The 18,308-nt window shown below is 44.8% G+C and carries 17 protein-coding genes and 1 tRNA gene; 12 read left to right on the top strand and 6 right to left on the bottom strand.

The genetic code is table 11. The annotated features are described in order from the left end of the window. Positions 1-408 precede the first annotated feature (408 nt). Together NTX76_00975 and NTX76_00970 are read left to right on the top strand one after the other, a co-directional pair. A complete protein-coding gene (locus NTX76_00975; GenBank protein MCX7337841.1) occupies positions 409-627 on the top strand; it encodes a hypothetical protein in 219 nt (72 codons plus the stop codon). A gap of 29 nt (positions 628-656) precedes the next feature. Next, complete coding sequence (locus NTX76_00970; protein MCX7337840.1) at positions 657-1,385, top strand: alpha/beta fold hydrolase; 729 nt, start codon at positions 657-659, stop codon at positions 1,383-1,385. Here NTX76_00970 and NTX76_00965 read toward each other — a convergent pair. Then, complete coding sequence (locus tag NTX76_00965) at positions 1,363-2,025, bottom strand: hypothetical protein (protein ID MCX7337839.1); 663 nt, start codon at positions 2,023-2,025, stop codon at positions 1,363-1,365. The two genes, NTX76_00970 and NTX76_00965, sit on opposite strands and share 23 nt — an antisense overlap. A gap of 105 nt (positions 2,026-2,130) precedes the next feature. Here NTX76_00965 and NTX76_00960 point away from each other — a divergent pair. The 6 genes from NTX76_00960 (at position 2,131) to def (ending at position 7,412) form a co-directional block, all read left to right on the top strand. Then, positions 2,131-2,205: transfer RNA gene (locus NTX76_00960), tRNA-Val, on the top strand. A 44-nt stretch (positions 2,206-2,249) separates the two neighbouring features. Beyond that, on the top strand, positions 2,250-3,266 hold the full coding sequence (mltG, locus tag NTX76_00955) for an endolytic transglycosylase MltG (GenBank protein MCX7337838.1): 1,017 nt from the start codon (positions 2,250-2,252) through the stop codon (positions 3,264-3,266). Further along, complete coding sequence (gene gmk, locus NTX76_00950) at positions 3,253-3,888, top strand: guanylate kinase (protein MCX7337837.1); 636 nt, start codon at positions 3,253-3,255, stop codon at positions 3,886-3,888. The genes mltG and gmk overlap by 14 nt, the downstream gene beginning before the upstream one ends. Positions 3,889-3,905: 17 nt before the next feature. Beyond that, a complete protein-coding gene (ftsA, locus tag NTX76_00945; GenBank protein MCX7337836.1) occupies positions 3,906-5,192 on the top strand; it encodes a cell division protein FtsA in 1,287 nt (428 codons plus the stop codon). 125 nt (positions 5,193-5,317) lie between these two features. Beyond that, positions 5,318-6,871, top strand: coding sequence for a cell division protein FtsZ (ftsZ, locus tag NTX76_00940; GenBank protein MCX7337835.1), 1,554 nt, complete (start codon positions 5,318-5,320; stop codon positions 6,869-6,871). A gap of 22 nt (positions 6,872-6,893) precedes the next feature. Then, positions 6,894-7,412, top strand: coding sequence for a peptide deformylase (def, locus tag NTX76_00935; protein ID MCX7337834.1), 519 nt, complete (start codon positions 6,894-6,896; stop codon positions 7,410-7,412). 194 nt (positions 7,413-7,606) lie between these two features. On the opposite strand, the gene NTX76_00930 is transcribed toward def, so the two are convergent. Continuing rightward, complete coding sequence (locus tag NTX76_00930) at positions 7,607-8,254, bottom strand: prepilin-type N-terminal cleavage/methylation domain-containing protein (GenBank protein ID MCX7337833.1); 648 nt, start codon at positions 8,252-8,254, stop codon at positions 7,607-7,609. 114 nt (positions 8,255-8,368) lie between these two features. On the opposite strand from NTX76_00930, the gene NTX76_00925 reads away from it, so the two are divergent. Next, complete coding sequence (locus tag NTX76_00925; GenBank protein ID MCX7337832.1) at positions 8,369-10,147, top strand: ATP-binding cassette domain-containing protein; 1,779 nt, start codon at positions 8,369-8,371, stop codon at positions 10,145-10,147. 7 nt (positions 10,148-10,154) lie between these two features. Here NTX76_00925 and nrdR read toward each other — a convergent pair whose 3' ends face one another. Further along, complete coding sequence (gene nrdR / locus NTX76_00920; GenBank protein MCX7337831.1) at positions 10,155-10,619, bottom strand: transcriptional regulator NrdR; 465 nt, start codon at positions 10,617-10,619, stop codon at positions 10,155-10,157. Between the two features lie 275 nt (positions 10,620-10,894). On the opposite strand from nrdR, the gene NTX76_00915 reads away from it, so the two are divergent. Then, complete coding sequence (locus NTX76_00915) at positions 10,895-11,107, top strand: cold-shock protein (protein MCX7337830.1); 213 nt, start codon at positions 10,895-10,897, stop codon at positions 11,105-11,107. Between the two features lie 25 nt (positions 11,108-11,132). Then, positions 11,133-12,434: a DEAD/DEAH box helicase gene (locus tag NTX76_00910; protein ID MCX7337829.1), complete on the top strand. Its 1,302-nt coding sequence runs from the start codon at positions 11,133-11,135 to the stop codon at positions 12,432-12,434. A gap of 256 nt (positions 12,435-12,690) precedes the next feature. On the opposite strand, the gene NTX76_00905 is transcribed toward NTX76_00910, so the two are convergent. Continuing rightward, on the bottom strand, positions 12,691-13,554 hold the full coding sequence (locus tag NTX76_00905; protein MCX7337828.1) for an SDR family oxidoreductase: 864 nt from the start codon (positions 13,552-13,554) through the stop codon (positions 12,691-12,693). 5 nt (positions 13,555-13,559) lie between these two features. Beyond that, positions 13,560-16,814, bottom strand: coding sequence for a thioester reductase domain-containing protein (locus NTX76_00900; protein MCX7337827.1), 3,255 nt, complete (start codon positions 16,812-16,814; stop codon positions 13,560-13,562). Between the two features lie 250 nt (positions 16,815-17,064). Between NTX76_00900 and NTX76_00895 the strand changes: the two genes are divergently transcribed. After that, positions 17,065-18,036, top strand: coding sequence for an Rpn family recombination-promoting nuclease/putative transposase (locus NTX76_00895; protein MCX7337826.1), 972 nt, complete (start codon positions 17,065-17,067; stop codon positions 18,034-18,036). A gap of 108 nt (positions 18,037-18,144) precedes the next feature. On the opposite strand, the gene ykgO is transcribed toward NTX76_00895, so the two are convergent. Further along, complete coding sequence (gene ykgO, locus NTX76_00890; GenBank protein ID MCX7337825.1) at positions 18,145-18,270, bottom strand: type B 50S ribosomal protein L36; 126 nt, start codon at positions 18,268-18,270, stop codon at positions 18,145-18,147. Between the last annotated feature and the right edge of the window lie 38 nt (positions 18,271-18,308).

Genomic DNA, 18,308 nt, shown 5'->3' with positions numbered 1-18,308 from the left:
GCTTGACCACGGGACCCATGTATTTCGTTGTGGATCCCGTGGTCAAGCCACGGGATGACGGGGGCGGGTGTTGTTTGGTGTGAATTTCATGCTAACCGAATGCCATTGTTAGGGACAGAACCTAGTTGCAACTGGATTTATTAAAAAGATATTTCTGTATATTAACCGTTTATTAGCAATCCTTCTGATAAAGTATAGAAATAGGCATACTTTAATCCGAGTTCGACGTAATACCATTTTCACAAATGATTGGTGAATTTCCTGGATGGCCACGCTCGCTCCGCTCACTCGCCATGACGTCATGGCGAGGAGGACGAAGTCCGACGTGGCCATCCAGTGTTAGACTGAAAAACACAAGGTTTTTTGCGTTTCTTACGTCAAATTCGGGCTCTAAACAAGGAAACAAATATGAATCTAAAATCAAAACTTTTTGCCTGCATTATTGGGGTGGGTATTGTTGGAACTGGGACCGTTCAGTATGTCGAACACAAAAACATCGAATTGAACGAAAAATATATGTCGCAATTCACGCGTGACGACGCATTGGGCGCCTATAAAGAATCGGCCCCCCAATTCTATCTTCCGCTATCGCTGATGTCCTCCCCCCCCCACAAAATAGCACGATAACATCGACAAAAATCCCCCATGCGACGCTTGTGCTTCATGGATTCGCAGGAAGCCCCTATAATTTTCATCCACTGCTTGCCAGTATGAAACAAAAGCAAATGGGATATTATGCGCCCTTGTTTACTGGGTTTGGGTTGCAGGATTTCCACATTTTAAGAACGATCAAAGCATCCGATTGGCTTCGCGATGCCATTTATGCCTATGATCTGTTGGCGCAAGTTGCGGACAAGGTTAGCATTGTTGGGCATAGTAATGGTGGTGTCTTGGCGTGTCTTTTGGCACAAATACGTCCTGTGCATAAGATGATTCTTGTTGAGCCCTATTTTGTTGGTTGTGACGATGATAAAAAATCAAAGGATCTTGTTTTTACGCCCGTTCGTTTAGAAATGGTCAAAACGGTTTGTCCGATTGCTGAAAAATCACACTGTCCTGGGCGTTCAACGTATTCAGATTTTGTTGACCCAAAGGCGGGGGCAGAGAATTTTGCACAAGCATCTGTATCCGTTAGCAGTCTATCGGTGTTGTGGAAATTGCAGGATCAGGTGGATTGTAAAAAAATCAAGGCGGATTCCATCTTTGTGTTATATGGGGCTCAAAGTTTATCAATTAATATAAAAGCTGGATTAAAAAAACTGGATGACGCTGGCTGGATTTATAAAACGATTATGTATTCCAATTCCGCCCACACGCCCCAGCTTGATTTTGACAAGGATGCCGTCAATGCGGACATAGTGGCTATTTTGCAGGGTCAGGATTAGGGGTATGATTCATCTGAGAGCCGGTTCTTTTCCCCAAAATCTGGCTTTGCGGTATTATCGGCGTTAGAAAAACAGGATTCGAAATCAACGGTAGCGCCAATAATATAATAGGATCATTGTCGATGATATCTGAAATAGATCCTGAGATCGCATTAAGCGAACATTCAAGATAATATTTCGATCGGAGAAACCTTTTACGATCCAGCTTTAGTGAGCTTCGTTCCTCGTGACACGATATAAAAAACGTTATGTGATTCGTCAGAAGTTCTTGTGCTCTGCCCCTTAAAAATGCCCTAAGGTTCTCCCTTGTAATATAGGGATATTTTATCGCCTGAAAGGGGGCTTGTTGATAAACAGGAAGAAAATCAGATTTTGGCTGCTCAGGCTGTGCCTTTGTCTTTATAGGACTAAGGGGTAACCCAGCTTTTGAAATATTATTGGCGGGCAAGCCATACTGTGAAACTGTTTTGAGATCCACGGCCTGTGCTAAAATATCCAATCCATCGGTGGGGGCGTTCCTTTTTTCTTGATGGACCAGCTTTCTGATTTTGGCAGGATTTTCGTCGTTACTGGCGTCGGCGGCATATCCAACTCCTGATGCGATCAGAAGGAGACTCGTTATGCGCACTAAAAAATTCATCGTTCATGTCCTTTTCATTAAATTTAAGTACAAAGGGAAAATTGTAGTCTATTTATTTTCTTGCCAGAAGACATTTTTTGATGATATCACTAGATACATCCAAGTGGTCACATAGCTCAGCGGTAGAGCACTACGTTGACATCGTAGGGGTCACAGGTTCAATCCCTGTTGTGACCACCATTTCCCTTATGGGTGCTCCTGAATCAGGATTGCGCTTACTCTAGATGATGTCGTTAAAATTCCCAAATAAATTTCCCTTTATCCTGCTGATGATGGTTTTGCTTTTGTCGGCTGCAATTGGCTTGTTTTTTTACGGCCCTTTTGGATATTGTGTCCCCGGAAAAAGGGATGCGGATATATCTGTAATCATTCGATCCCAAACATCATCACTGGATATTGCCAAACAATTAACAGATGCTAAAATCTTACCAACACCCTGGATTTTTCTTGTTGGGCATAAACTGTCATTCGTCCCCAAGAAATTACGGGCAGGGGAGTATTTAATTGCCAAAGATGCCAGTCCGCTAGATATTGCGCGGCAAATGGATGATGGGCGAACAGTCATTCGAAAATTGACAATTCCAGAAGGGTATACAGTTGCCCAAATCATTAGTCTGTTGTTTAGCACGGATACATTATCCGGAACAATCACGTCCATCCCAAGGGAGGGGAGCTTGCTGCCGGAAACCTATTTATATTCTTATGGGGAAGATCGTCGAACAATCATCAAACGTCTGGAAAACGCCATGACGGCCGAGATCGCCAGGTTGTGGGCGTGTCGTCAAAGCGATGATGGCTTGATTCGGGATCCGAGCGATGCGTTGACGCTGGCATCGATCATTGAAAAAGAAACCGCAGTCGCTTGTGAACGAAAAAAAGTCGCTGGTGTATTTACAAATCGGTTAAAATTGGGTATGAGGTTACAATCGGATCCAACGGTTATTTATGCCATAACAGCGGGGACTGCGTTATTGGGGCGTCCGTTGAAAAAAAGCGATTTGCTGTATTTTTCGCCCTATAATACTTATGTTTATGGCGGGCTTCCCCCCAATCCGATTGCCTGCCCTAGTAAAGCATCGATCGAGGCGGCGTTGAATCCAGATAAAACGGATGCGCTTTATTTTGTGGCAGATGGTTCCGGGGGGCATGCGTTCAGCAAAACATTGGATGAACACAATCGCCGTGTGTCGGCTTGGCGAAAATTGGTAAAAATACAAGGGAAGAATAATGAGAGAAATTAAAAGACGTGGCGTTATGTTTGTTGTTTCGTCCCCGTCCGGGGCTGGCAAAACATCCATCGTTAAGCAATTGCTCAGTCTTGATCAGGATCTTGTTTGTTCAGTATCGATTACAACGCGACCAAAGCGCCCTGGTGAGGTTGATGGCAAAGATTATTATTTTGTATCAACGGAAACATTTCACGAGCTTTTGGCGAATGGCGAGTTATTAGAGCACGCCTATGTGTATGACCATTATTATGGAACACCAAAAAGCTTTGTTTTGCAGGCTCTGTCTGACGGAAAAGATGTTATATTTGATATTGATTGGCAGGGAACCCAGCAATTGGCTCAACTGGGGCGAAGCGATTTGATTGGTGTTTTTATTCTGCCCCCGTCTGTTGAGGAGCTAGAAAAAAGACTACGGAAACGTGGTTCCGATTCAGAAGATGTTCTGTCAAAAAGAATGCAGTCGGCATCCGCAGATATTAGTCATTGGGCAGAGTATGATTATGTTATTATAAATCGACAGTTCGATAAAAGCGTGCAGCGTATTTATTCCATCCTGATTAGCGAGCGCTTAAAAAGGAAAAGACTTTTGGGGCTTGTCGATTTTGTTAATGAATTAAGGCAACATCCAAAGTGAACCTAAAATAAATAAAAATGAGCTTACTTACAAAAAAAAGTCCGATTGAACGAACGGAAATCTTTGCAGCCCTTGATATTGGCACGACGAAAATTTGCTGTGCGATTGCAAAAATTGACAAACGGTCTTTTGCGTCTTCCTTGGAAACGCCAACCCTTTTAAAGGTGATTGGGGTTGGTCAGCAATTGTCTCGTGGTCTGAGGGCTGGGAACATTGTGGATCTGGAAGCTTTGGAGGATTCAATTTTAAATGCTGTTCACAGCGCAGAGCAAGCATCCGGACAATCAATCAACAGCGTTTATGTAAATCTTCCTGGTATTTCTGGTCGGTCCAAAATTATTCGATCGGAAATTCAGCTTTTTAATGCCCCGGTTGATGACAGTCACTTGCGTCGGTTGTTGAGCTATAATCAAAGTGCTCCAGAAACAAATGATCGTCAGGTCATCCATGTTTTGCCCCTGTCTTATACATTGGACACAACGCAGGGCATTAGGGACCCAAGGGGGATGGTTGGTGAAAAATTATCCGCCTTATTACATGTTGTGTCGGCCCCCATTAATCTGATCCGCAATATTAAAAGCTGCATTGGCAAATGTCATCTCGATATTTCTGGATTTGTGGCATCGGGATATGCATCGGGTCTTTCGACATTGGTCGAGGATGAGCTAGAGCTTGGTGTCACCGTTATTGACATGGGCGGGGGGACCACTACAATTGCCTCATTCTGCGAGGGGAATCTGACCTATTTATCGAGCTTTCCATTAGGTGGCGCAAACATCACCAATGATATCGCCCGTGGTTTGGCGACTCCATTGGCCCACGCAGAACGTCTTAAGAATCTATATGGGACGTTGGTTCCGTCGCAATCTGATGATCGTGAAAGCATTCTGGTATCGCAAATGGGGGAAATAGATCAATCCCATGCGCACCAGGTTCCAAAGGGGATGTTAACACACATTATTAAAGCGAGAGTCGAAGAGATTGCCGAATTGATTGTTAAGTCATTGAAAGAATCAACCGGTGATTCATTAACAAATCAACGTATTGTGTTAACCGGTGGCGCCAGTCAAATGCAGGGGTTGCGGGAGCTTGTTATGCAGGCCCTAGGAAAGCAAGTTCGCCTTGGGGCGCCAGTTGGATTGGTTGGATCAAGCGATATTATTAATAATCCGACCTTTTCGACCTGCGCGGGCTTGTTGCAATATGGCTTGCAGGATCGCACAAGCAACCACACAATGCTTCCGAAAAGCAAGTTCCCAACGTGGCAGCGTTTCGGTCTATGGTTGAGAGAGAGTTTCGAGTGATCGAAATTTATTAATTAAAAGTTAATTTCCTCTTGTTACGATGTATAGTTTCGTAATAGTATGAGGTCAAGATAGTATAGCGCATTAAACGAGCGACTTCTTTGCAAAAAGGACATAAAAACATAATGATACCTCCAAAAACACAACCATCCCCTGAATTTGATTTACGGCCCCGTATTTCTGTTATTGGTGTCGGTGGCGCCGGTAGTAATGCCGTCAATAACATGATTCGTGCCAAATTAGAGGGGGTATCGTTCAGTGTTGCAAACACCGATGCGCAGGCTCTTGAGCAATCCTTGGTCGATATAACACGCCGCATACAACTTGGGTTGCAAATCACCCAAGGGTTGGGCGCCGGATCCAAGCCGGACGTTGGTCGTGCCGCGGCGGAGGAATCGATTGAGGAAGTCATTCGTCATTTGCAGGGCAGCAACATGGTGTTTATTACTGCCGGCATGGGGGGTGGAACCGGTACTGGGGCTGCACCAGTGATTGCACGCGCTGCCAGGGAAAGCGGGATATTGACCGTTGGTGTTGTAACGAAACCCTTTCATTTCGAAGGATCACATCGGTCCCGATCGGCGGAACGGGGAATCGAGGAGCTTCAGCAATACGTTGATACTCTGATCGTTATTCCAAACCAAAATTTATTCCGCATCGCCAACGAAAGAACTACATTCGCTGATGCTTTTAAAATGGCTGATGATGTACTGTATTCAGGCGTTCGTGGTGTGACCGATCTGATGATGATGCCGGGGCTGATTAACCTGGATTTCGCCGACATCAGGGCCGTCATGGCAGAGATGGGCAAAGCCATGATGGGCACAGGCGAGGCCGAAGGGGACCGTCGTGCCCTGGATGCGGCCGAAGCTGCTATTTCCAATCCGCTACTTGATGATGTATCGATGAAGGGTGCAAAGGGCGTTTTGATCAACATCACCGGTGGTTATGATATGACCCTTTATGAGGTTGACGAAGCTGCAAATCGGATTCGTGAAGACGTCGAATCAGAAGCCAATATCATTTTTGGATCAACCTTTGATGAAAAGCTCAATGGCAGAATCAGGGTATCGGTTGTTGCAACGGGAATTGGGGCATTGCCGCAATCTTGGATGCAGGACAGCACATATCAACCCGGAAGGGCAACTGGGGCTGCGCCGGCTGCTGCTGGTGCCAAGGCTTCCAATCCGCCTGCTTATTCTGGATTTCCTGCGCAATCGTCGGGGCAATCGCCGGCGTCTCAAAAACAGACAAATTCCGGGGCTCCTTCTCCTTATGCTATGCCGACATCTTCGTCTCCGGAAACAAGAGAGGGCACAAATAATGCGTTTGAGTCTGTTAACCCCGGGACCAGTTCTGGAATTCAGGAAGAAACGCTTCCATCGAGCAATCCTCATCAGGAACAGGATGTCGAGAATTCTGACTCTTATTATTCTGAAAAAAATACCGATTTTCAAAACAAAGGGAATCCCTATCAATCAAGAAATCCTTACGGAGAAAAGCAGGAAAAGAAAAGGGTTCCATCACTTTTCGAACGCTTTACGGGTGTTAACAGACAGCGCGGTCAAAATGCGGCTGCAGACGAGTTCATAAAAACGCACGGCAAGCCAACCGAGGAAGAAAAAGACGCTGCTGAATTGTTGGATATTCCGGCTTTTTTACGCAGGGGCAATAATTAACCTTTGAGTAGACAATAACACTATGGCCCGTTTAAAAGTTCTAACCGTTCCGGATCCACAGCTAAGAATCAAGGCACGGCCTGTCGATAGGGTTGATGCCGCAGTGCGTCGCTTAATGGATGATTTGGTGGAAACGGTAATTGCCGAGGACGGTGCGGGCCTGGCGGCAACGCAGGTCGGCATTCATAAACGGGTTATTGTGGTTGATCTTTCATCACGCTTTGAAGATATTCCAATGATTCTGATGGCCAACCCGGAAATAGTATGGGCATCTTCCGAAAAATCAGAAATGAATGAAGGATGCCTTTCTGTTCCCGATCAACGGAGCATAGTGGAACGTCCAGCAGCCGTAAAAGTTACATATCTAGATGAACACAATAACCAACAAGAACTCAATGCAGATGGTTATTTAGCAACTTGCGTTCAACATGAAATTGATCACCTGAATGGTAAATTGTATATCGATTACCTACCCCCCCTGAAACGGCAATTGCTGATTCAAAAAGCCAAACGGTTTGTGCGGGCTGAAGCCCTGCAATAAAACACCCTAACCTTAGGGCTCTGTCCCTTGCAATGGCATTCGGTTAATGAAACAGCACGAACTTCCCCCTCCCTAAATAACGCCTCCTGTCATCCCGTGGCTTGACCACGGGATCCATGTATTCCGAATTGTGGATCCCGCGATCAAGTCGCGGGAAGATGTGTGGGGGAAATCATCGGGAATGGGTATACACCCTAAAACTGTGCCAATACAACACAAACGGGTGTCTTGACGGAAAGATCTAGGCGACCATCCTTGATGCATTTTCCAGAGGTGTTGGTGCCATCGATGACCTTGAGCGATCCTTTGCTGGGATCAATGGCATCCTCCCCTTCGTCCATTTTTGATTTCAACATCTTTGCTTGTTTTGGGGTTAAAAGCCCACCGTTTGCCGTGTTACCATTTTCTTTGCCAAGCTGGATCCAGTGGCCGTGGCTTTGCGCATCCGGTTGGTGAACAATGCTGTATTTCCCCCCAAATTTAGAGGTCGGCGGTAGGGCCGATGGTAACTGTCCTGCTTTTGCCAAATCTTCCCAAAAGTATCCAACCTCTGCCCCATCGATAATCCCGTTTCCATTTCCATCATGCGCGTCTGCCCCAAAATGGACCGTTGCTTTATCATCATCCCCTGGCAATGCCCCGTATGTTTCGTGGTATAGGGACACGGCCATTTTAAACCGGTTGAAATCATTCACAACGGATCGAACCTTGGCTGATTCCAACAGGTCTTGCCCCTTAAACACGGCACCCGCAATCATCCCAATAACCATCAGGACAATAGCCAGCTCAACCAGCGTGAATCCAGGCAGTGTTTGGTGACGTAAATTTTTTAGATGGGTCATGATCTCTCCTTGTTGTTAGTAAACCACGGATGACTTTAACAAAAGCTTAATTTTCATAAGAAACAGCCCATTTAAAATCGACATTTTCGTTTAGATTGGGTATATATTGAATCCATGGCTATACCAATTTTATCATTACGCGACGCAAAAATTTCTTTTGGGGGTGCTCCCCTTTTTGAAAATTTATCTGTTACTCTTTGTGACCGGGACAAAATATGTCTTGTGGGTCGCAATGGGTCGGGCAAATCCACCCTGTTAAAGGCTTTGGCTGAAATCCAAGACTTGGACAAGGGCAGTCGATTTGTTCAACCGGGCAAAACTGTCAAGTATTTGGCCCAGGATGCTGCCCTGCCAGCCCACGAAACGATCCTTGAGTTTGTGACGGCCGGGTCCACAGATCCCCACGGGAGCGATCATTATCTGGCGGAATCTATATTGGACAAGCTGTCCCTGGATCCCAATCGACTGATTCAGAATTTATCAGGCGGAGAACGCCGTCGCCTTGCCCTGGCCGAAGCCTTGGCCATCAGTCCCGATGTGTTGCTTTTGGATGAACCAACGAACCATCTGGATTTGCCAACTATCGAATGGTTAGAGGAGTATCTTGGGAAATTTCGCGGTGCCTATGTCATCATCAGCCATGACAGAAGTTTTTTGGTTAATACGTCCACGTCGACCCTATGGTTGGATCGGGGAAAATTAAACGAACACAACCAGGGGTTTGCCCAGTTTGATACGTGGTCCGAACAAGTGTTCGAGGAGGAGGAACGTCACCTCCAGCGATTAAATACAAAGCTTCGTCAGGAAAACGAATGGCTCCACCGGGGTGTTACGGCGCGTCGTAAACGGAACCAGGGTCGTTTGCGATTGCTGCATGGCTTGCGTGCGCAAAAACGCGATGTGCAGCAGAATGCGATCAAAACGATTGTCCTTCAGTCGATGGATGGGGGCTGGGGCAGTAAATTGGTTGTCGAGGCCCACCAGATTTCAAAATCCTTTGGGGCCAAAAAGGCCGTCAATTCGTTTAGTACGCGCATTCTACAGGGGGAACGTATCGGCATTATTGGCCCTAATGGCGCCGGAAAAACGACCCTTGTTAAAATGTTGATTGGGCAGCTGTCCCCGGATCAGGGGTCCGTCACGATGGGGGCGAACATCGATTTTATTTACTTTGATCAGATGCGTGAATCGCTGGATCCAACAACGACGTTATGGAAAACGATGTGCCCCCACGGTGGGGACCAGGTATCGGTACAGGGTCAGTCACGTCATGTTTTTGGGTACCTTAAGGACTTTTTATTTACCGATAATCAGATCAACGGCCGGGTTGGTATTTTGTCCGGGGGTGAAAAAAATCGCCTTGCATTGGCAAAGGCGTTGGCCCAGCCTGGGAATTTGCTTGTTTTGGACGAGCCAACCAATGATTTGGATATGGATACGTTGGATTTGTTGGTGGAAACACTGGGTGATTTTAAGGGAACCTTATTGATCGTGAGTCATGATCGTGATTTTTTGGATAAGCTGACGACCAGCATCATTGCTGTCGAGGGGGATGGCCTGGTTAATGAATACGTGGGCGGGTACCAGGATTACATCCGGCAGCGAAACGTTAAAGTTGAACAGTTGTCTTTTGGAAAGCCTGCTGTCGTGTCGGGAGCCAAAAAGCCAAAAACGCGATTATCGTACCATCAAAAACGCACATTGGAATTGGCGCCCCAGAAAATTGCTGTTCTGGAGGAGGATATTAAGCAGATTGAATCCAAGCTTTCTGACCCGGCATTTTATCTAAACTTTCCTGATGACTTTACGGCCCTGACGGCGACGTTGGGACAAAAACGGCATGATCTGGATCAGATTGAAACGGCATGGCTGGAATTAGAGGGAATGTCTTAGGGGCTACCTATCCCTGGGACGTGCTGTGTTCCATCTTTTTGATAAAATCGACAAAATCACCGACATTGCTAAATTCTTTATAAATGCTGGCAAAGCGAACATAGGCAACCGGGTCAAGATTAAACAGAGCCTGCATCATCATCTCGCCCAGGGCATGCGTGGAGATTTCGGGCTCCCCTGACGTTTCAAGCTGGCGAACGATGCCCGAAACAACGCGATCGACGCGTTCAGGTTCCAGCGATCTTTTGTGCATAGCCGTGGTGATGGAATGGGCCAGCTTATCGCGATCAAATGGGGCCCGGATGCCATTCTTTTTCACAACCAACAGATCCCGCAGTTGAACGCGTTCGAACGTCGTAAACCGGGAACCGCATTCCCCGCAAAACCGCCGACGACGAATTGATGACTGATCATCGGTTGTGCGAGAATCTTTAACGGATGTATCCGCGTGGCCGCAAAATGGACAGCGCATTATTATCCTTTATTAAACAATGACTAAGTTTGGCTGTATCGTAGCCTTTTTTATAACCCCTTTCTACCTTTTTTGTTTTTTCATAAAAAAGATTGACTTTGCTTTAAAGTCGCGTATAGTGGGGCTTGAGTTTTTAAGTTCTTCCTGCTTATGTTTTTAATTCTTTCTTAAGACGAAAAGTGTTGAGTGAGGTTAAACAAGAAATTGTTTGGACAATAAAACTTTTAACCGCTGCAGTGCAGCATCAATACTTATTTACTATCTAGGAAAAAATAATGACAACAGGAATCGTTAAGTGGTTTAACCCGACAAAAGGTTTTGGATTCATACAACCCGATCAAGGCGGAAGCGATGTATTCGTTCACGTCAGTGCGCTAGAGCGTGCAGGAATCCAAACTCTGAATGAAGGCGACCACGTCAGCTATGAACTTGCCACAAACAAAGGCAAAACATCAGCTGTTCATATTAAGTTTGTTCAAGCTTCTTAAAAACCAGCTCAACATTCAAATATAGATGGAAAACTTTTCCACACTCGGCTTGCCCGAGGAGATTCTGCATGCGCTTAACGCCATGCAGTTTCAAACTCCAACGCCCATTCAGGCACAAACAATTCCACCCGCTCTTCTAGGGCACGATATCCTTGGAACAGCTCAAACAGGTACAGGCAAAACGGCGGCTTATGGTATTCCATTGGTTGCTTATTTGATGAACAATCCTTTTGCTACAGCCCTTGTCCTAACGCCGACACGCGAACTTGCTGGACAGGTACTAAGCGCACTTAAATTGCTTTTAGGCGAAAGAAGAGGAAAGAGAGGGCCGATTGCAACAACGTTGTTAATTGGTGGCGACTCTATGTTCAATCAATTAAAAGAACTCCGTAATAAGCCGCGGTTAATCGTGGGGACTCCGGGACGTATCAATGATCACCTTTCACGTGGATCGTTGAGTCTTAGAGATACAGGATTTCTTGTTTTGGATGAAACGGACCGCATGCTCGATATGGGATTTTCTATCCAGCTCGATGCTATTGCGGAACATTTACCACAAAAACGCCAGACTTTGATGTTTTCAGCGACAATGCCGCCTGAAATTATTAAAATGGCTAAGAATTATCTGAAAGATGCGATTCGTATCTCGATTGGTTCAACAACAACAGCTGTTGATAAAATTAAACAAGAGATCGTTCGTACAACTGAGAATGAAAAATATGCCCTTTTGTTGGCACAATTGGACAAACTTAGTGCAGATGGTTCCTATATCATTTTTGTGAAAACAAAGCAGAATACGGAACGGTTGGCTGATAAGCTGTGTGACCATGGGTATAGTGCCGATGCGATTCACGGGGACCTTCGCCAACGAAATCGCGAACGCGTTATCAATGCTTTTAGGGCAGGCAGAAATCGCATACTTGTTGCGACCGATATTGCTGCACGTGGGCTTGATATTCCGCATATCGAATGCGTCGTAAACTATGATCTGCCACAATGTCCGGAGGATTATATCCACCGTATCGGCAGAACAGGTCGTGCAGGCGCAGAAGGAAGATCAGTCAGTTTCATCACATCACAAGATAGTGCAAAATGGAGAAGTATTTGCAATCTTATGAATCCCGGTGAAAAGAATGATTCACGTCATATGCAACTTCATCCCGGAAGAGGACATTCCGGCGGTGGTCAAAGAGATGCACGTGATGGAGACGCACGCGGACCAAAAAGAACGCACAACAATAAATTCCGTCCACATGCAGCAGCTAAGGGTGGCCCACAAAAGGCCGGTGGTAGATCTGCTGCACCCAGGAAAAAAGCCGCTTACTAAGAAACGAGGCTGTGCTCATTAATTGATCACAGCCCCCCATTAAAGTAAGAATTGCCGGTAATTGTTTGTGTAAGTTGACATTATCCTAACCTGAGTTCGGCGTAACAAGTCAATAAAACCCTTATTGCGCCCAGCATCTTAATGCCTGGGTTGCTTTGTCGGGCTACGCCCTCCGCGCAAAGACGTCGTTGCGAGGAGCACAAGCGACGAAGCAATCCAGGATTATCCTGGGTAATTTGGGCATTTTCAGTCTTTCTTACATCGAACTCAGGTTAGTTAAACACGATTTATTTATGGCGGGGCATTTTTTGTTTTTTGGAGCATTCAAAAATCTTACAATTTTTAATGGAATACAGACCCCAACAATCCCCCTTAGGTAATACAAAATTTTTGATTGAATCCCTGGAACGCAGACACCTTTCCCTTTTTTTAAAGCCGCATAGGCAATTCTAGTTGCTTTTTTAGGGGACAGAATGGCTATTAAAAAGGAGGAAACGAGGCGGGATTGGCTCGCATTTGCTTTTTCCCAAAATGGCGTTGCAATCAGTCCTGGGCAAAACACTGTCACTGTGACACCGGTTCCCTTTAATTCTTCTCGAATGGCCCTTGAAAAAGAGAAAACATAAGATTTTGAGGCAAAATAAACAGCCATGAACGGACCCGGAAAAAAAGCAGCCATAGAGGCAACATTCAGAATCTGACCGGATTTGTTTTTGATCATACCAGGCAACAACAGCCGGGTTAGTTCCGTTAAAGCCTTGATGTTTACCAGGATTATTTCGGATACTTTTATTTGGTCTCCTTCCGCAAAATATTCATTCTGCCCCAAGCCTGCGTTATTAATCAAAACAGTAATTTCAATGTTATTTTGCTTGAGATGGCTGTCAATTTCCTGAATCGCCCCGTCATTAGCAAGATCAATAACAAAACAGTGAACCTGGATGGAATATATGCTTTGAATGTTGTTCGCCACAAGCTCTAGCTTTGCCCGATCGCGTGCCACCAAAACCAAATTGTATCCATCTTCGGCGCATAATAAAGAAAACTCTCTGCCGATTCCCGAAGACGCCCCTGTAATAAGCGCCCACAGAGGGACCCCTGGGGGAGATTTATTGATCATGAGAACTACCCCCCCAACAAAACATCTATAACTTGCCCCTCCGTTATGACAAGGGGCCTCATCTGAGAACTTTCAATAACCCTCCTTATTTTCGCACATGATAAATTGGGAATTTGAGAGAGGATCACATTTTTATCCTTGTTTTTGTAATAGGGCAAAAATGGATACAAGGCATTACAGTCCCCAATGTGTGCCAAATGATTATCCAGCCATTGCTGAAGGGGGACAATGGTCATTGGATAACCGCGACTGTTTACTGTTTTCCACAAACAAGACCACGAAAAAGACTGCCAGGGTACAAGGTGAAAAATCGGAGAAGACCCCGTATTTAAAAGCGAAATCCTGAAAATCGTTTCCGCCACAAGACTTACAGGCAGCACAGGAAGATCATGGTCATTGTAGTCTGGCGCATACCCAAGCTGCATGCATCCCTTAATAAAAGACACAAGATGATCGTGATTTATGTTTTTTACTTTTACCTGGCTATGATCTTTTTTCTGCGAATAATCATCCAGACAAAAACAAAGCCGATAGACGGAGACAGGGAATCCCCGTTCGTGTGCATGCTGGAGCAATTTCTCGCTCACCCATTTTGATTGTTGGTATCCACCTTGTGAGGATGGTTTGTCTTGATTATAAAAGAAATCTTCTGGGATATTCCCTTCTGTATTATGGTCTTGCGATGTGTAGGCTGTGAATGACGATATATAATGAATTTGCTTCCTTTTACCCGTGGAAGCCAGGCGAAGAATCTCCACCGTGCTATGGACATTAGCCTTTCTCAAGGCCTCATACGGGAGCACATGGTTCACTTTCGCCCCCACATGATAAATTGCATCAACCGAGGAGGAAAGATCTAAAAATGCAGATTCTGACATGCCCAATAATGGTTTTTCTAGATCCCCTAATTGGATACGAATTCTGTCTGTTAAATCAGGAATTTCAGCATCATTTTCCTTTAATTTGTCCCTAAGCTTTTTCCACGCACTATCTTCGCTTTCTGCTTTTACGAGGCATGTGATGGACGATGTCGTGAAAGAAAGTATATTTTTAAGCAGGGCAGATCCAACTATGCCCGTTGATCCCGTTATAAAAATATGATTCATCTTTTGTGTTTCAGGGGATGGTGGTGGAGCACTAAAATCAGGAAAAATACAATCTTGTTGGATTAATGATACTGTTTCGGCATTATATGCGTTGTATGGGGTCGATTCTTGGGATTTTTTTGTGGTATTCAAAAAAGATATCAAAAACCCACTCACCTTTTCGATTGTTGGATAATCAAAAACAAGCGTTTCTGGGATCTTATAAGCATTTCCAACAAGATTTTGACATTGCGCCGCAAAAGCAACAGATTTTATGGAATCCATGCCCAATTCAAAAAAGTTGGCTTGATCAGATAAATGATCCGGCGAAATCCCAATAGAACGCGCAACAATCTGACGGATATGCTTTTTTAACATAAGTCCTTGTTCTTCCGCGGATATCCCTTGCAAAGAAACTACCAGGGTGGATGGCTCCTCTCTCTGATCAATGATGCTGTTATTTTGGATACTTGCATCACCCTTGGGTGCGTTCCATTCTGCTTCTATTATTAATTTCCGATCAATTAAAAGTTGTCGTGTCAATCGTCGTTGAACCTTACCGGTAGCTGTTTTTGGCAGGGTGGCAGCCTGGATCAAAACAATTCGTTGGGCCAACAATCCATGTCCTTCCCATAATGATTTTTGAATTGATTGAAAAACATCAGGAAAATTTTCGCTACCTTGTTTAATCTCCTGAACCAGGACCAATTGCTCTTTACCATTTTCGTCTTCAATCGTAAATGCCACCATCCCATTATTAATCAATTGACCGTGACTGCAGCTACATGTTTTTTCCACATCTTGGGGGTAATGGTTTCGGCCATTCAAAATAATCATATCCTTTAGCCGGCCCGTTATATAAAGATAACCCTGTTCATCCATCCATCCCAAATCCCCAGTTCGAAGGTAATGTTTACCAGAATCATCTCCTTGGATTTGGGCATGAAATACCTCTTGGGTAAGATCGGGTCTATTCCAATACCCCTTTGCCACGCTGGGTCCACGAACCCAAATCTCGCCAACTCTGTCCTTAGTACACGGAAGTAATGTGGCAGGATCTATAATCTGGATTTCATGCCCAAAAATAGCAGGTCCACAACTGACTAAATGGTAAATGTTATCTTCGTCGACAGTTGGTGAAATTTTTCCGTCCTTTAGATGTTCCTTTGAAATCTGTGTTGTTCTTAATCCCTTGGAGGATGCAACCAGCATTGTTGCCTCTGTAATGCCATAGGAAAGACGAAATGTCGATGCTGGAAATCCAGAAGATCCAAACTTTCTAATAAAGTTTTTTACGGTTTCCCGAGTGATCGGCTCTGCCCCATTCATGACAATACGCCAATGACTTAAATCTAATTCTTTTACTTGGTCTTCGGTTATTGCTTTGACACAAAGGTCATAGGCAAAATTTGGCGCCTGGGTGACCGTCACTTTTTCTTTTGAAATAATATCCAGCCAAAGTTTTGGATTTTGCAAAAATGACATTGGGGTCATTAAAAAATCGGGGAACCCAAAATAAAGCGGAAACAAAATCCCCCCAATAAGCCCCATTGTATGATAGGGAGGCAACCATGAACATCCAACCTCATGTTCCAGTGGTCCGCCATGAACTCTAAAGACTGCCGCTATATTATCAACCAAATTTCCATGGCTAGTCATCACACCCTTTGGATCGCCTGTAGAGCCGGATGTGTATTGGATGATGGCCAAAGAAGTAGCCTCAATATCAACTGGCTGGAACACTATAGATAAGCTTGGATCCATCTCGTCAAAACAGCCAATTATTGCGGGTAAATGGCGGATCTTTTCCTTTATGCCTGCCTCAGACAGAATGAATTTTATCTGGGCATCTTGGATGATTTTTTGCAATTGACCCAGGGAATGATTGGTTTGTGGTGGATACGCCGGAACCGCAATCACACCTGCATATAAACACCCCATAAAAGCAGCAATGTAATCCAGACCAGGCTGAAAAAGTAACATCGCCCGATCTCCCCGACAAGCCCCCTGTGACTGCAACCATCCCGCAATCATCCGGGCTTTTTCATTGAGCTGCGCATAGGTAATTTCATCACGCTTTTCTCCGTGGAAAAACGTATAGGCAATCGTATTTGGTTTTGTGACAGACCAATGGTGTAGAGCGTCAACGATGGTTTGGAAGGGGGAGGTGTCCATGGATCTGCTAATTTAGAAAATGTACATAGTCTAATCTTGCCTTATAAAGTATGAATGAAGGGTTAATGGATTTATGTCCAAGTTCACAATGATTTACAACGACTATTTTCTCCACTATGGTATAGTCACCATAATAACTTTAACCACAAGCCCCTTAATAAGTGGCTCCCTTAACACGGTATTTTTAATCAGTCTTCTTGTTGCTGACTTTTACCTGTGCACATCACCACAGCCCCAACAGAGAATCCCCATGCTCACAAAATACCTGAACCCCAAGAACGATGTTGCCTTTAAGCGTATCTTTGGGACTGAAAAGAATAAGGATATCCTCATCCCCTTTTTGAATGATAGGGTTGATTTCAGAGACGGCGGACCTGTGACCAATGTGACCTTCTTGAAAACGATTCAGGATCCAGAGATTGCCGCACGAAAAACCAGCATTGTTGATATCCTCTGTGAAGACCAACAGGGTAATAAATGGATCGTTGAAATGCAGGTCGCTAAACATCGCAATTTTGAGAAGCGCGCTCAGTATTATGCTGCCAAAGCCTATATCGCCCAAATGCCCATTAAGGCCGAATATCAAAAACTCAAAGAAGTAATCTTTCTCGCCATTGCGAACTTTGTTATGTTTCCCAACAAAAAGGCTTATAAATCTGACCCTATTATTTTGGACCGTGATAGTTATGAGCACGATCTTAAGGATTTTTCGTTTACCTTTCTGGAATTGCCCAAGCTGAAAGATAAACCTTTTCATCCCTCTATGACCATGATTGAAAAGTGGGCCTATTTCTTTAACACCGCTGATAAAGCCCCAGAAAACGAGATTACCCGGATCATTGGGGATCATGTGACGCTGCAGCGAGCGTATCATGAACTGGATCGCTTTGCCTGGAGCGAAGAAGATTTACAAGCCTACGAGCAATCCGAAAAACAAGAAGCCGACTATCAATCCTCCATGGACCAGAAGTTTGATGAGGGGGTCGAGCGGGGGATGGAGAAGGGTCGGGCAGAGGGAAAGGAAGAGGGTGAGAGGTTGGGCATAGAAAAGGGCAAAGCCGAGGGACTACAGGAGGGAATTGAAAAAGGTCGAGAAGAAGAAAAACTCATCCTCATCCAAAAAATGCTCGCCTCTGGCCTCGAGAAAACCGCTATTTCTCAAATAACGGGCGTTCCCCTAGATCAGATCGATGACCTGATCAACAGAAACAAAACTCCATGAAATTCATGGGGCGAGATGAGCGATTTTTGTGAAAGATTAAATGCCTCCGGTTTTGCCGGAGGCGGTTGATTTAAAATTATTAAACCGGTCTTTGGCCCTATGGCTTTATTAGCCTTGTCTTGCTTTGTACCGTGGATTTTGCTTGTTAATAACGTAAAGACGACCCTTGCGACGAACAACTTTGCAGGCCTTGTGACGGCTTCTTAATGTCTTTAAGGAATTTGCTACTTTCATTTTAATGAATCCAATCAACTAAATTTTATTGAAACTTG

This window comes from Alphaproteobacteria bacterium, from assembly GCA_026400645.1.
Taxonomy (GTDB): domain Bacteria; phylum Pseudomonadota; class Alphaproteobacteria; order Paracaedibacterales; family CAIULA01; genus JAPLOP01.
Note: the sequence above shows the minus strand (reverse complement) of the source record. Positions and strands in the feature narration are given on the sequence as shown.